Origin of the sequence: Larkinella insperata, from assembly GCF_026248825.1 — a bacterium.
Lineage (GTDB): Bacteria > Bacteroidota > Bacteroidia > Cytophagales > Spirosomataceae > Larkinella > Larkinella insperata.
The window spans coordinates 1,106,836-1,121,503 of record NZ_CP110973.1 but is presented as its reverse complement, the minus strand read 5'-3'; the positions used below and the strand labels follow the sequence as shown (position 1 = coordinate 1,121,503).

At 52.4% G+C, this 14,668-nt stretch carries 15 protein-coding genes; 8 read left to right on the top strand and 7 right to left on the bottom strand.

Features of this window, described 5'->3' with window-relative positions:
• Nucleotides 1–95: 95 nt before the first annotated feature.
• On the bottom strand, nt 96–674 hold the full coding sequence (locus OQ371_RS04515; protein ID WP_265992591.1) for a Maf family nucleotide pyrophosphatase: 579 nt from the start codon (nt 672–674) through the stop codon (nt 96–98).
• Nucleotides 675–759: 85 nt separating this feature from the next.
• On the opposite strand from OQ371_RS04515, the gene OQ371_RS04510 reads away from it, so the two are divergent.
• The 4 genes from OQ371_RS04510 (at nt 760) to OQ371_RS04495 (ending at nt 4,582) form a co-directional block, all read left to right on the top strand.
• Nucleotides 760–1,287 (top strand): GNAT family N-acetyltransferase, encoded by a 528-nt coding sequence (locus OQ371_RS04510; RefSeq protein ID WP_265992590.1) that lies wholly within the window; start codon nt 760–762, stop codon nt 1,285–1,287.
• Nucleotides 1,284–3,254: a BamA/TamA family outer membrane protein gene (locus tag OQ371_RS04505; RefSeq protein WP_265992589.1), complete on the top strand. Its 1,971-nt coding sequence runs from the start codon at nt 1,284–1,286 to the stop codon at nt 3,252–3,254. The genes OQ371_RS04510 and OQ371_RS04505 overlap by 4 nt, the downstream gene beginning before the upstream one ends.
• Before the next feature lie 142 nt (nt 3,255–3,396).
• Entirely contained in the window at nt 3,397–3,858 is a 462-nt protein-coding gene (locus tag OQ371_RS04500) for a MarR family winged helix-turn-helix transcriptional regulator (RefSeq protein ID WP_265992588.1), read from the top strand.
• A gap of 61 nt (nt 3,859–3,919) precedes the next feature.
• The gene (locus tag OQ371_RS04495; protein ID WP_265992587.1) at nt 3,920–4,582 is read left to right on the top strand and encodes a YceI family protein; all 663 of its coding nucleotides are present in this window, start codon (nt 3,920–3,922) and stop codon (nt 4,580–4,582) included.
• A gap of 87 nt (nt 4,583–4,669) precedes the next feature.
• Here the strand turns inward: OQ371_RS04495 and OQ371_RS04490 are convergent, their stop codons facing one another.
• Nucleotides 4,670–5,113 carry a type I restriction enzyme HsdR N-terminal domain-containing protein gene (locus OQ371_RS04490; RefSeq protein WP_265994265.1) on the bottom strand — a complete coding sequence of 148 codons (444 nt, stop codon included), beginning with the start codon at nt 5,111–5,113 and terminating at the stop codon, nt 4,670–4,672.
• Between the two features lie 99 nt (nt 5,114–5,212).
• Here OQ371_RS04490 and OQ371_RS04485 point away from each other — a divergent pair, with 99 nt between their 5' ends.
• Nucleotides 5,213–5,983, top strand: a complete 771-nt coding sequence (locus tag OQ371_RS04485; protein WP_265992586.1) for an AMP nucleosidase — start codon at nt 5,213–5,215, stop codon at nt 5,981–5,983.
• Between the two features lie 48 nt (nt 5,984–6,031).
• On the opposite strand, the gene OQ371_RS04480 is transcribed toward OQ371_RS04485, so the two are convergent.
• Entirely contained in the window at nt 6,032–7,372 is a 1,341-nt protein-coding gene (locus tag OQ371_RS04480; protein ID WP_265992585.1) for a tetratricopeptide repeat protein, read from the bottom strand.
• A 384-nt stretch (nt 7,373–7,756) separates the two neighbouring features.
• On the opposite strand from OQ371_RS04480, the gene OQ371_RS04475 reads away from it, so the two are divergent.
• A complete protein-coding gene (locus OQ371_RS04475; protein WP_265992584.1) occupies nt 7,757–8,188 on the top strand; it encodes an Hsp20/alpha crystallin family protein in 432 nt (143 codons plus the stop codon).
• Between the two features lie 99 nt (nt 8,189–8,287).
• Here the strand turns inward: OQ371_RS04475 and OQ371_RS04470 are convergent, their stop codons facing one another.
• Nucleotides 8,288–8,941: a phosphoribosylanthranilate isomerase gene (locus tag OQ371_RS04470; RefSeq protein WP_265992583.1), complete on the bottom strand. Its 654-nt coding sequence runs from the start codon at nt 8,939–8,941 to the stop codon at nt 8,288–8,290.
• A 111-nt stretch (nt 8,942–9,052) separates the two neighbouring features.
• Between OQ371_RS04470 and OQ371_RS04465 the strand changes: the two genes are divergently transcribed.
• Both OQ371_RS04465 and OQ371_RS04460 read left to right on the top strand, forming a co-directional pair.
• On the top strand, nt 9,053–10,297 hold the full coding sequence (locus OQ371_RS04465; RefSeq protein WP_265992582.1) for an MFS transporter: 1,245 nt from the start codon (nt 9,053–9,055) through the stop codon (nt 10,295–10,297).
• A 97-nt stretch (nt 10,298–10,394) separates the two neighbouring features.
• Nucleotides 10,395–11,255: an SMP-30/gluconolactonase/LRE family protein gene (locus OQ371_RS04460; RefSeq protein ID WP_265992581.1), complete on the top strand. Its 861-nt coding sequence runs from the start codon at nt 10,395–10,397 to the stop codon at nt 11,253–11,255.
• 20 nt (nt 11,256–11,275) lie between these two features.
• On the opposite strand, the gene argH is transcribed toward OQ371_RS04460, so the two are convergent.
• From argH to OQ371_RS04445, 3 genes are all read right to left on the bottom strand, one after another.
• Nucleotides 11,276–12,634: an argininosuccinate lyase gene (argH, locus tag OQ371_RS04455; protein ID WP_265992580.1), complete on the bottom strand. Its 1,359-nt coding sequence runs from the start codon at nt 12,632–12,634 to the stop codon at nt 11,276–11,278.
• Between the two features lie 197 nt (nt 12,635–12,831).
• Nucleotides 12,832–13,308, bottom strand: a complete 477-nt coding sequence (locus OQ371_RS04450; RefSeq protein ID WP_265992579.1) for a Dps family protein — start codon at nt 13,306–13,308, stop codon at nt 12,832–12,834.
• Between the two features lie 102 nt (nt 13,309–13,410).
• Complete coding sequence (locus tag OQ371_RS04445; RefSeq protein WP_265992578.1) at nt 13,411–14,640, bottom strand: MFS transporter; 1,230 nt, start codon at nt 14,638–14,640, stop codon at nt 13,411–13,413.
• Nucleotides 14,641–14,668 lie beyond the last annotated feature (28 nt).

Genomic DNA, 14,668 nt, shown 5'->3' with positions numbered 1-14,668 from the left:
ATGAGTTAAGAGGTATGAGTTAAGAGTTGAATGGCAGAGTGATGGTGCGGCCAACTTAAAAGTGCGGAGCTGCAGGGCGTTTTTAATTCTTACCTCTAAATTCTTACCTCATACCGCTTCAACGCTTGGTAGACGAGGTGAACGGGCAGACCCATGACGGTATAGAACGAACCTTCGATGCGCTGAATGCCGATCATGCCGATGGGCTCCTGCACCCCGTAGGCCCCAGCTTTGTCGAACGGACGGTATTTTTCAACGTACGACTGGATTTCGTAATCGTCCAGCGGGTTGAAATAAACGTTTACCTCGTCAATAAACGAAACGGTTTGTTCCGCGGACAGCAGACAAACGCCCGTAATAACCCGGTGGGGCCGGCCCGACAGTCGGCGGAGCATCTTCACGGCCTCGTCGGCGTCGGCGGGTTTGTTGAGAATATCGTGATCGACCACCACAATTGTGTCGGCGCACAGCACGAGCTGATCGCCCAGGTCATCCCGGAAACGGTCGGCTTTTTGGCGGGCCAGAAAGGCCGGAACTTCGGTAACGGGCATGTCGGCCGGAAAAACTTCGTCGGTCGGCCGGACGTCAACACGGAATGTACAGCCCATTTCGCGCAGCAGTTGCTGGCGTCGGGGCGAATTGGATGCCAATACCAGGGGCCGGGTCAATTGCATGGATTTCTGAATTATTATTCGTATACTTTAAACTGTTTTGGGGCGAAATGCATCTATCCCTTGCAAACTTAACAACTAAAAGGTCTTGAAAACATCTTTTCCGATTCGAACTGGTGGGCCGGATGATGCTGCGGAACTGACCGATCTGGCCATCCGAACGATGCGGGAAGCCTTTGGTCCCCCGCATAATCCGGCGGAACTGGTTGATGCCTACATTCGTGAAGCGTTCTCCGTTGATCAGGTCCGGCAGGAATTGCTGGACCCCCGGAATACATTTTTGCTGACCCTCGACTCCGATCAGCAACTGGTGGGGTACGCCAAGTTACGCCGAAACCGTCCGCCCCGGCAGTTGAAAGGTCAACACGCTATTGAAATTCAGCGTTTATATGTAGCAGAACAGCAAATTGGCAAAGGGTTGGGAAAGCAACTGATGGAGTACTGCCTGAATCAGGCCCGGCAGGAAGGATACGCCACCGCCTGGCTGGGGGTTTGGGAACGTAATTTGCGGGCTATTGACTTTTATACAAAAATGGGGTTTCAACGTTGTGGCTGGCATTATTTCCAGTTTGGCTCCGAGCGGCAACGCGATTTCTGGATGAAAAAAGACCTGTGAAACCATTCCTGCGCCCTGCGATCGTCTCCGTGACCACCGTATTCTGCCGAATCGGGTGGCTGGCTGGCTGTTGGCTGCTGATAACGGTTTCGGTAGCCCGTGCACAAAAAATAAAAATTCCGGTTCCTGACACGAAGGCGGACTCGCTTACCCACGCTGATTCGTTGAGTCAGGCCGCCCGGGATAGTGCTTTGGCCGTGCGCGACAGCGTATTTTACACGAATCTGAAAAAGCGCATGTCCAAACGGAAAATCACGCGCGAACTGCACAAACTGTTGTTCCACGATATGTACAACAGCCGGATTAAAACCGGGGACGTCAACCAGGATGTCAATCAGATTGAAATTAACCCGTTTGCCAGATACCGGGGACGAATTATCAGTAACATTTACGTTCGGCGGCTGGAAGTTTTCGGGCCGAGCGTTTACGACACGCTGCGTCAGCCCCGGAGCTGGCTCGAACGGTTTGCGAACCGGCTTCACGCCGACACCCGAGAGGGCGTCATTCGGAAGTCGTTTCTGCTATTTGAAGAAGGTGACCGGGTTAACCCCGACACCCTGCGCGACAACGAACGGCTGCTGCGGAGTTCCAACGTTTTTCACGACGCCCGGATTATTGTGGTGCCGCACGCCAATAGCCGCGGCTTTGTGGATGTATACGTGATTACGCAGGATGTCTGGTCGCTGCTGCCGTCGGGGAGTGTGGGCGGGTTGGATCGGTTCGACCTGCGGCTGGATCAGCGAAACTTCCGCGGTTTAACGCATTCACTCAGTAATCAGATCGCTTACAACGCCCGGGACCCTTATCAGCAGCTCGAGTACAGGGGCCGTTATCTGATTCCGTACATCGGGAAAACGTTTCTGACGGGCCAGGCTGACCTGATTCAGACCCGGGATCTGAAGCAATATGCCGTCCGGGTGTACCGCCCCTTTCTGACGCCGGATACCAGGTGGGCGGGTTCGGCCGAGCTGAGCTACAACCGGTATCCCCGCTACCGAGTTTTTTCCGAAGACAGTCTCCAACTGACCAATATCCGGTATTTTTACAACGACGTCTGGGCCGGTTATGCCTTCAAACCGTTTTTCAGCTTTCTTGGTGAGGGCGACGACCGGACGCGGCTGGTGGTGGCCGCCCGGTTTACGCGAACGGCCTTCAACGACCGACCCGAGGTGAGAGCCGACACCAATCAATTCTTCCAGAATACCAACGCTACGCTGTTTACCATCGGGTTGTCGCGCCGTCGTTATACGCGGGATGTATTGATTTACGGTTTCGGGCGGACCGAAGACGTTCCGTACGGCAGCCTGGCGTCCATTATTTTTGGGTACGATAATGCAGAACTCGGTCAACGCCAGTACCTGGGGTTCAAGTATTCCAAAGCACATTACCTGAAATCGTTCGGGTATCTCTACGGCTCTCTGGACATTGGCGGTTTCATCCGGAATAAGAACGATCTTGAGCAGGGCGTTTTGTCGCTCGAATCGAGTTACTTCACCCGGCTCCGGACCAGCAGCTGGGGCAACTGGCGGCATTTCCTCAACCTTCGCTATACTATGGGAGCGCAGCGGTTCGACAACGAGTTTCTCACACTGAGCGGTCGCGATCAGATCGGAATCAACAACGACAACATGCGCGGCACCAAGCTGTTGCTGACGAAAGTTGAAACCATCCTTTTTTCGCGCCTGAACATCATTGGTTTTCGGGTCGCGATCGTTACGTTTGCCAACCTGGGCCTGGCTAGCTACCAGACGAAACGCTTGTTACAAGGGCCTTTGTATCAGGGGTATGGCCTTGCTTTTCGGCTGCGGAACGAAAACCTGACGTTCAACAGTTTCCAGATACGTGTAGCGTGGTACCCCAACATTCCGGGCAACTCGGCTCCCCTGCGACCGGGGTTTGAAGGCGTTCCGGCGGCCCGCTTCCGGGATTTTGATATTTCCGCTCCGGAAATAATTCCATTCCGTTGAAACTTTTTTAGCATATAGTGTTGTTACATTAAATGTATAGACATTATATTTGCAATGGGAATAGAAACGGATTGTTACTTGGCAACTGATATTTTTGCGACACCAAACCGGTAACAATCTTTTCTCCTTTGCACAGACGGACATGGCAATCGAAAATGACATAAAACAAACGACCTCGTTCCGATCGCCGTATCATCGGATGACGGTCAACCTGATGTATACCAACGGATGGGTTTGTGATGAGCAGATGCACTTGCTGAAACCCCACGGACTGACCATCCAGCAATATAACGTTCTGCGGATTTTGCGGGGCCAGTACCCCAACCCGGTAAAAGTGGCCGACATTACCGAGCGGATGCTGGACAAAATGTCGAACGCGTCGCGTCTGGTGGACAAGTTACTGCTCAAAGAGCTGGTTCAACGGACTGAATGTCCCAACGACCGGCGGGCAGTTGACGTCGTGATTACGCAGAGAGGGCTGGATCTTTTGAAAATTCTGGATCAGCACCAGAACCAGTGGGAGAAACGGTTTCACAATCTGACCGAGGCCGAAGCCAATGAATTGAACCGCCTGCTGGACAAACTTCGTGGTTCTTCGGAATAGCACTTTTAGTTTTGAGTAATAAATTCAATTTGCACCAATCAATTAACCAAACTTCAATCTCATGTACAAGCAATTTATTGTAGGATTTGTGGCCCTCGCGCTGGCCGTTAACAGCCACGCTACTGCTATCGACCGGAATACCGACAACACCAAAAAAGCCGTAGCCAAAACGACGACGTACAACATCGACGTTGATAAGAGCGTTCTGACCTGGAATGGTAAAAAAGTAACGGGTGAACACAATGGTCCTGTAAAGGCGGAGAAAGGTTATCTGACGCTGAACGGCAACAAACTGACCGGCGGTCTGGTAGCAATCGACCTGCGGACCATGACCAGCACGGACCTGAAAGACAACAAAGAATACCACGACAAGCTGATCAACCACCTGAAATCCGACGATTTCTTCTCCGTAGCCAAACACCCCATCTCTACCTTCAAAATCACGAAAGTAAAGCAAGGCAGCGGTAACACGGCTGAAGTAACCGGTGATCTGACGATCAAAGGTATCACCAACCCCGTGACGTTCCCCGTTACGGTTAATGTTGCTGGTAACACGCTGACTGCTACGGGTAAAGCAACCATCAACCGCGCGAAATACGACATCAAATACGGCTCGAAGTCGTTCTTCGATAACCTGGGCGACAAAGTGATTTACGATGATTTCACCGTCGATATGAACATTGTTGCTACGGCCGATAACGCTTCTGCTGCTAAAGCAAAATAAGTACTACCGTAACTTCATCAACGGCCGCACCCTGCAACCAGGGTGCGGTTTTTTTATGTCCGCAGTCGGAAGTCCGGGCTGCCTTTTTCACTGGAACCGGGGCAGGTCATCCAGAAAATTAACGGTATTGAGTTTGTGGTCGACGCAGCAGCAGAAGTGCGTCAGGCCGTTTGTGACGACCAGATACGGCGCCTGATGGATGTGATTGTAGCGGGCGATCTGATCGAACACCTGCTGGCTGACCGAAACCTGGGGTGCCTTGCATTCCACCAGCAAAAACGGTTTGCCGGCGCGGTCGAACACCAGAAGGTCCGTTCGCTTGCGGAGTTGATTGAGCTTAAGGCCCCCTTCGCTCCGGATGAGGGCTTTGGGATAACCGTACTGATTCAGGAGGAGGTGAACAACGTGCTGACGTACCCATTCTTCTGGAGTAATCAGGACATATTTCTTACGCAGCACATCGAAAATGTAGGGTTTCCCGTCGATCTGCTTCGTATTGTAATCAAAAACCGGTAGGTTTAACGAGTCCATCATCAAAAATAAGGATTGAAGGGGAGAAGGCGCAGGGGAGTAACGAAAAAATTAGTCCTTTCAATCCTTGACTCTTCAATCATCCACTCCTCATTTTTTATGAAAACGAAAGACGAGATTGTCCAGAACTGGCTGCCCCGCTATACCGGTACACCCATCGAGCAATTTGGTGAATATATTCTGCTGACGAATTTCATCAATTACGTTGAGTTGTTCGCGCAGAAGTTTGAGGTAGAAATTCACGGTCTGGGCCGGGCCATGCAAACGGCCACCGCCGACAATATTACCATCATTAATTTCGGAATGGGCAGCGCCATGGCCGCAACGGTGATGGATTTGCTGAAAGCCGTCAGCCCCAAAGCCGTTCTGTTTCTGGGAAAATGCGGTGGTTTGAAAAAAACGCTGGTTGGCGACCTGATTCTGCCCATTGCGGCCATCCGGGGCGAGGGAACGAGCAATGACTACCTGCGGCCCGAAATCCCGGCTTTACCGTCGTTTCGGCTGCAGCGGGCCGTGTCGTCGATGATCAAAAAACACGAGATGGATTACTGGACCGGAACCGTCTACACGACCAACCGGCGCATCTGGGAGCACGACGAAACGTTTAAAAATTACCTGGTCGAAATCCGGGCAATGGCAATTGACATGGAAACCGCTACCATCTTCACCGTCGGTTTTGCCAACTCCATACCGCATGGAGCGCTGTTGCTGGTATCCGACAACCCGATGGTGCCGGAAGGGGTCAAAACCGAAGAAAGTGACAAGCGCGTTACGAGCCTGTTCGTGGAAAAGCACCTGCAAATTGGCATCGACGCCCTACAGGAACTGGCCACGTCGGGAGAGTCGGTGAAACACCTGCGATTTGAATGATGAGTGATGAATCAACATCATAATTAATTCATCACTCATCGTTTACACTTAGTTGCAATAATCACTGATGGCCTTATACGACGGCGTATAGCCGAGTTCACCGGCTTTGCTGAGGTCAAGGCAACCGCCGTTTTCATCGCCCAGGCTGTGGCGAATCAGGCCCCGGACGTAGTAGACTTCGGCGTATTTGGAATCGAGCTGAATGGCGTTGTTGCAATCCTGAATGGCTCCTTTCTGGTCGCCCTGCTGCGAGCGAATCAGGCCCCGGGTAAAATAGGCTTCCGAATACGTGGGGTTTAGTTCAATCGCTTTGTTCAGGTCGGCGGTGGCGCCTTTGATGTCGTTCATTTTGTTGCGGCTGATGGCCCGGTTGAAGTATGCTTCCGAGCGCTCGGAGGTCAGGGCGTCGATTTTGTTGCGTTGTTGCACAGCATTCCGTAACTCATCGAGAACCGCCCGGGAAATTTTACCGTTGTAAACCACCTTTGTCTCCACGTTCGCGTTATTGATTTCAATAGCGGTATTGAAATCCTGAATAGCCCCTTTCTGGTCGCCCATCTTGCCGCGGCTGAAACCCCGACCGTAATAAGCCTGGTAATGGGTGCCGTCAATGGTAATGGCGCGGTCATAGTCTCTGAGTGCCCCTTTGTAATCTTCCAGTTTGCTTTTGGCAAATCCCCGATTATAGAACGATTCTCCGTCTTCGGGAGCCAGTTCAATGGCTTTGTTGAGGTCCTCAATGGCTTTCTGATACTGGGCTAACTGAATCAGTGAAGCCCCCCGGCCCGCGTATGCCTGGGCGCGTTTGGGATTGAGTTCGATAACTTTCGAGAAGTCGGGCAGACTACCGGCGTAATCATCCAGCTTCTGTTTGGTAATGCCGCGGGCGTAAAGCGCCGGAGCGTTGTTGGGATCCAGTTCAATGGTTCTGGAGAAGTCTTGCAAAGCGCCCCGGTATTGTTCCAGGCGGCTTCGGCTAACTCCCCGGTTGTAATACGCCTGAGCGTCGTCGGGAGCCAGTTCAATAGCCCGGCTGAAGTCCATCAGAGCCGCCCGGTAATCATCCTGCTTGCTCTTGCTGACACCCCGGCTCAAGTACGCCAGCGCATCTTTTCCATTCAGCTCAATCGCCCGGTCGTAGTCCAGAATGGCCCCCCGGTGGTCCTTCAGCATGGCTTTGGCGAGTCCCCGGTTGTAGTAGCTGGGGGCGTTTTCCGGGTTGGCGCCAATGGCCATGCTGAACGCTTGCAGCGCCCCCATAAAATCGCCTGTTTTACTTTTTGTAATGCCAGCTTCAAAAAAGTTGGCTCCGGTCGATTGCGCCCGTAAGATCGTGGTAGTCAACAGGGCGCACAGCAAAAAGGGGAGAGAACGGCGAAGATTATACATACGTGTGATCGCGATTGAATAAAACGTATTAATAAGGATAAAGTTAATTATTGTTTGCGTATACAACAAAAACTAATCCAGGATATTTTTTACGCATTGGGATCAAAAAATTTTATGGATGAAAAAATCACTGCAGGGAAAATTCGCACCAATCTGCGGTGGAGCTTTTTAACCTAGAATAGTGGAAAGAATGGAGCCCTTGGCCCATCGTGGGCACATTTCTGACAATATGAGCTTTTGAATAAGACAAAATGTCATTAATCCTTAAGATTTAATGAAAAATAGTGTCATTTTGTCTGGTTATTTTTAATTTTTTGAATTGGTACACAAGTTGAATAAATGGATACCGTAACCAAGAAATTAAAACATAACCAACATAAAGTCATGAGAACCTTAGTTCAATACAACCACTTGCCTTCGTTGTTTAATCACCTGGTAACCCGCGAGTTCAACCGGCAACACAACACACCAGCGGTTGCTAAAACTGCCACACCGGTAGCCGCCAACATTAAAGAAGATGAAACGGCTTACCACATTGAATTGGCCGCTCCTGGTTTGAAAAAAGAAGATTTCAACATTAATCTGAACAACAACCAGTTGACCATCTCGGCCAAACAGGAACAAGCCAGCGAAGAAAAAACGGAAAACTACACCCGGAAAGAGTTCAGCTATACTTCTTTCGAGCGTAGCTTCCGGTTACCGAAGAACGTAAACAACGAACAAATTCAGGCAGCTTATACCGACGGTATCCTGAAAATCGACCTGCCGAAAGTTGAAAAAACGGTGGTTGAACCCAAACAAATTGCAGTAGCGTAAGGTAAGTAGACGCATAGAAAGAAACCCCGGTCCGCTCGGACTGGGGTTTTTGTGTTTTCATCTGGACGGTTTAAGCCCGTGTCTACATACTCACCGAAGCTAAAATCCGTGAGCGCGGACTTGCGAGAAAAAGTCTCTTAATTTTTGCGGGTCCAGTTTCCCACCCGTCCGGACGCTGCTGCACAGATCCAGGCCGAAGGGTTGCACGGTATCGATGGCCTCCCGGACGTTTTCCGGCTTCAGACCCCCGGCCAGAAAGACGGGCACACGGCTTTGTTCCACAATTCGGCGGCTTAGTTTCCAGTCGTGCCGCCGACCCGTACCGCCCAGTTCCTTCACCGCCAATGTGGGGTTTCCCGAATCCAGCAGCAGGGCATCCACTTCCTCCGCCGACGCAAGGGCTTCGTCGATACTCAGCTCGTCCAGAACGTGAATGACCTGCACCAGCTTGATCCCCGGCAAGGCGGCCCGTAAAACCCGGTAACTGCCGGTGGGCAAGGCATCGACGAGCTGAACGGTATTGGTTCCGACCCGGCGCTGGTGTTCAATAACGGCTTCGGCGGTGGGTTCGCTGGTTAGCAGAAATGTGGCGACCGGCGGTGGGACGGTCAGCGCGATTGTCCGGATGAGGTCATCCCCGATTACGCCCGGACCACTGGGCATTTTTCCGACCAGCCCTACGGCTGATGCTCCGGCGGCTACGGCCAGGCGAGCTTCTTCGACGCTGCTGATGCAACAGATTTTAACGTGCATATCGAATTATTTTGGCTGCTTGACTAGTTATAATGGCAAATTAATGAACAAAGAAATCACCCGGGGACTTTATAAAAAGCAGAATCCTGGTTGAACAGTTACTTTTGTAGTATGAATACACCAAATGATAGCTACGCTGCTCTTCGTTATCCTGAATTTCGCTTTTTCGTTACCAACAGTTTCCTGATTACTGCAACCCTCCTGATCCAGGAAGTGATTCTGGGTTATGAGCTCTACAAAATGACGCACGACCCGCTGGCGCTGGGCTTTGTGGGGCTGGCCGAAGCCCTGCCGTTTATCGCGATGTCGCTCTTTGGCGGTCACCTGGCCGACCGGCGGGAGAAGCGGTCTATTCTGCAAATCAGTTTATCGGTTATCATTCTGGGGTCGGTCATTCTTTACCTTGTTTTTCAGCCGTCGGTGGTGGCGCATTTGTCGCAAACCGCGCAACTGACGGTTATTTACAGCGTTCTGGTATTAATCGGTACGGCCAAAGGATTCTACTCGCCCACCAGTTCGTCGCTGAAACCGTTTCTGGTGCCGCGCGAACTGTACGCCAATTCGTCGACCTGGAGCGGATCGTTTTATCAGGCCGGGGCGATTGCCGGACCGGGTATGGCGGGATTTCTGTACGTCTGGCTGGGGCTAGACAACTCGCTGCTGGTGGTGATCGGCCTGCTGCTGGTGTGTCTGGTTCTGATCTCCATGATCAAGAGAAAACCGGTACCCGTGATGGAAGGACAGCAGGATAGCCTGTGGACCAGCCTGCGCGAAGGCATCCGGTTTGTCTTTCAAACCAAGATTATTCTCTACTCCATTTCGCTGGATTTGTTTTCGGTCCTGTTTGGCGGGGTGGTGGCCATGCTGCCCATTTTTGCCGAGGATATTCTGAAAGTGGGGGCCGAGGGCCTGGGTATTTTGCGGGCGGCTCCGGCCATCGGCGCCATCGGAACCATGCTGCTGCTGACGCGGTTTCCGCCCACGCACAATGCCTGGCGTAACATGCTCATTGCCGTGCTGGGATTCGGTATTTTCACCCTGATTTTTGCCTTTTCAACTCACTTCTGGCTGTCGGTACTGGCGTTGCTGGCGACGGGTGCGTTCGATAGTGTCAGCGTGGTGATCCGGAATACGATCCTGCAAATTTTCCCGCCCGACCACATGCGGGGACGGGTGGCGGCCGTCAACGGTATTTTTGTCAGCTCGTCGAACGAAATTGGTGCTTTTGAATCGGGGGTGGCCGCCCGGTTTCTGGGCGTTGTTCCTTCGGTCGCACTGGGCGGCTTGGTGACGCTGCTGGTGGTGGCTTACGTCTATTATAATTCCAAAGAACTCTTTGCGGTTCGGTTGAGCTAAAAAGGCTCGTTGGTAACAAAGCGGGGCAACGGTTGGAATAAAGCTGAGCATATTGTTACTTACGACAAAAAAGCGTAAATCCATCTGCTATCGAACCATGCGTTTACTGAACCTCCTGCTGGGCGGCAGTATCTTACTGACCGTTACCCTATCGGCATTTGAATCGCCGAAGAAAGAAAAGAAACTTGTCAAAGTCTGGGAAACCGACTCAACGCTGAGCGTGCCGGAATCGGTGCTATATGATTCAAAAGGAAATATCCTGTACGTGGCCAACATTGTCGGTAAATCCGATTCGCTGGATGGTGATGGATTCATCTCGAAAGTGTCGCTCGACGGTAAAATTGAAAACCTCAAGTGGACGACGGGCCTGAACGCACCCAAAGGCATGGGCATCCACAAAAACCGTTTGTACGTTACCGATGTCTACCGCTTGGTAGCGATCAACCTGAGCAACGGCCAGGCTGAGCAAACCTGGGATGCCGTCGATAAAAAGGCGTTTCTGAACGATGTGACGATTGACAAAGAAGGCACCGTGTACGCGTCGGACAGTCGGAACAGCAAAATTTACCGCCTGAAAGATGACAAATGGGAGGTATGGATGGACGGTGGCGACCTGAACAATCCCAACGGCTTACTGGCCGTCGGAACCAAAACGCTCATGGTGGGCAGCACCAAAATCGGCGCCTTGCAATCGCTGGATGTGGCTTCCAAGAAACTGACCAAAATCGCTGACGGCATGGCCAACACCGACGGTATTGTGGCCATCGGCAAGGATTACATGGTTTCGGACTGGAGCGGACGGCTTTTCTACATCACGGCTGACGGGCAGAAGCAGCAGCTGCTCGATACCCGCAACGAAAAGGTAAATTCAGCCGATATCGATTATGTCCCCAGCAAAAAGCTGGTGGTAGTACCCACATTTTTCAAGAACAAACTCGTCGCGTATCGCGTAGAGTAGATAAACTCCGGAACGCAGCCTTAAGGCTGCGTTCCTACTAATTGACGCAGGGCGCTCGCTACTTTCTCCGCCCCAAAGCCCTGCAAAGCCGTATTCATCTGCTTCACAATCTGGTCGTTGCCGAGGTTGCCAAGGCTGCCTTCATGCGTGTGTTTCAGCGTACGCGAAGCCGTGTAACTTCCCTCCTCTACCTCGGTTTTTACCTGCAAATACGCTTCCCGGAACGGCACCCCCTGCAAAACGAGCTCATTCACCCGCTCCACGCTGAACAGTGGATCGTACTTCGGATCATCCAGCAGATTGGTTTTAACCTGGAGGTGTTCGAGCATGAAATCGGTGATTTGCAGGCAGTTCAAGATTTCTTCAAAAGCGGGCATCAGGATTTCCTTCAGAATCTGCATGTCGCGGTGGTAGCCCGAAGGCAAATTGCTCATCACCAGCGTCACTTCCATCGGCAGGGCTTTCAAACGGTTGGTTTTGGCCCGCAGCAGTTCGGCGACATCGGGATTTTTCTTGTGCGGCATGATGCTGGAACCCGTCGTCAGGGCGTCGGGTAGCGTCAGAAAACCGAAGTTCTGGCTGTTGTAGAGACAGATGTCCATCGCCATCCGCGACAGGGTTGCGGCCACGGCGGCCAAAGCCGTCAGGGCGGTTTGCTCGGTTTTACCCCGGCTCATCTGCGCGTAGACCACGTTGACGTGCATTCCCTCAAAGCCCAGCAATTCCGTTGTCAAGGTTCGGTTGAGCGGAAACGACGAACCGTAGCCCGCGCCCGAACCCAGCGGATTGCGGTTGGCCAATCGGTAGGCGGTTTGTAAGGTCAGCATATCGTCGGCCAGGGCTTCGGCGTAGGCACCAAACCACAACCCGAACGACGAGGGCATGGCAATTTGCAGATGGGTGTAACCCGGCAGCAAATCCGCTTTATGCTGTTCAGACCGGATAATCAGCCGGTCGAAAACCCGCTGAACAGCTTCGGCCACCTGCCAGAGCCGATCGCGGGTGAAGAGTTTCAGATCAACCAGCACCTGGTCGTTGCGCGACCGGCCGCTGTGAATCTTTTTGCCAACATCGCCCAGCGTGCGGGTTAGCATCAGTTCCACCTGTGAATGAACGTCTTCCACGCCCTCTTCAATCACAAACTGGCCGTCCTGAATCTGTTGATAAATGTTTTTCAACTCCGCCCGCAACACGCTCAGTTCCTCACTTGTCAGGAGGTTGATGGTTTCGAGCATGGTGGCGTGGGCGAGGTTGCCCAGCACATCGAAAGGGGCGAGGTAAAGGTCCATTTCGCGGTCGCGCCCAACCGTAAACTGTTCGATTTTATCGGCGATCGCTTTGGATTCGGTATCGGAAGTTGCTTTTTGCCAGAGTTTCAAGACAGTAATGAAGTCAGTGGAAGGGGCAAAATTAAGCGGTTCTTTCCGGACTATTGAACCAAATCGCTAAAAACCGCTAAAAGTGTAAAGCAAACCGTCCCCACAAGCCCAAAGGCCTTAACTGTGGATAATCCCGGGTGCTACCCCGGGGCCATCCATAGTCAGGCTTCGCAGGCTTTTAAAAAGAACCTGTTTTCTTAGCGGTTCAGGAAGGCTGAGTACATCCAGACCAGTTTTTCCTGCTCCCGGATGTAGTCGCTCATCAGGGCGTTGGTTCCTTCGTCGTCGATTTCGGCCGAGAGGGTCAACAGATGGCGTTCTTTCTGCAGCAGAACCTTGAACGCATCCAGAATCTCAGCGATGGCCTTCCGACCGTCCGATACTTCGTTGCTTTCCTGGATGGTCGATAGCTGGGCGTAATCCGAATATTTATGGTTGGGCGTATACCCCAGCGTCAGAATCCGCTCGGCGATTTCGTCAATCTTGAGCAGGGAACTGCTGTATAATTCTTCAAACTTCAGGTGCAGCTCGAAGAATTTATCGCCTTTGATGTTCCAGTGGTAACCCCGGGTGTTCTGATAAAATACGGAATAGTTGGCCAGTAATTCGTTCAGCAGGCTAGCCAGTTCTTCGCTTTTTTCGGTATCGAGTCCAATTCGATTCAGCGTCTCCATGTTTGTGTGTTCGTGGTAAATGAGTAAAGCGTTTTTCGGCCGGAAAGTAAAGAAATCTTCCTCCTGAGCCAAATAACGACGAATAAGTAACACCGTATTTACTCACACGGTTTCGGGAATGGCCGGTTTTACTTTCCCCCAAAGCCACCAGAAGCCGCCCGCCGACACCAGGCATAATCCCATGACCATTCCCCACAGAACCGGAAAGCCAGCCCACGCCACCACCTGCGACCCCAGGGCGGGAGCGGTAATCTGGGCAACGGCGTAGGCCATCGAGTAAAGCGCCAGGTACTGGCCCCGGTTCTGGGCGCTGGCTCGCTCCACCGTAAACGAGAGCATGAACGGCATGGCCAGCATTTCGCCAATGGTATTGAAGAAGACCGTCGGGAGCGCCAGAAAGGCCCACTGCCCGATGTTCAGTAACAGATACGAAAAGCCAATCAGTAAAACGCCCGTGCTGATGATCAATACTTTAAACCTCGAATACCGTTTTTCGATGACGTATACCAACGGCATTTCGGTGAAAACAATCATCAGGCCGTTCATGGTCATCAGCAGCCCGATCTGGCTTTCGGTCAATTGCAGAAACCGTTTGAAATACAGCGGAATCATGCTGAACAATTGCCAGAAGCCGATGGCAAAAAGGGTAGTGGCACCAATGAAAACCAGAAAAATCCAGTCCCGGTACGGGGTTCGGCTTTCGTCGGGTACCAACTCCGTTTCCGTGCTGACGGGCTGGGCGGGATCGGGTGGGGGCAAATAAATCCGCAGGACAATGGCCGCCACGATGCAGGTAATGCCGTCGACCCAAAACAGGAGCTGGTAGTCGATACCCGCCAGGTAGCCCCCCAAACCGCCCCCCAGCGACCAGCCGAGGTTGATCGCCAGCCGGTTGAGGGAATAAGCGCGGGTTCGGTTTTCGGGAACGCTGTAGTAGGCAACCGCCGTCGACAAGGCCGGTCGGAAGGTTTCGCCGAGCAACGTGTAGACAAACACCACCCCGCACATGGTGTAGAAAGTATGGGCAAATTGCAGCAGAAGCAGAAAAAAGCCCGAAATGAGCAGGCTGAAAAACTGAATCGGATAGAAGCCAAACCGGTCGGAAAGCCGCCCGCCCAGGTAGGTTCCGGCCAGCGCGCCGGTTCCGTAAACGGCCATCACCACACCCGCTTCGGCGACTGTGTAATGGAGGTGCTGCGTCAGGTACAACGTCAGGTAAGGCAACACCATGGTGCCGCTGCGGTTGATGAGCATAACTCCGCTCAACAGCCAGACTGTCGCGGGCAGGCCCCGGTAGGCGTCCCGATACAAACGGATACTACGGCTAAACATGCCGCAAAGGTCAGCCGCTGGCGGGGAA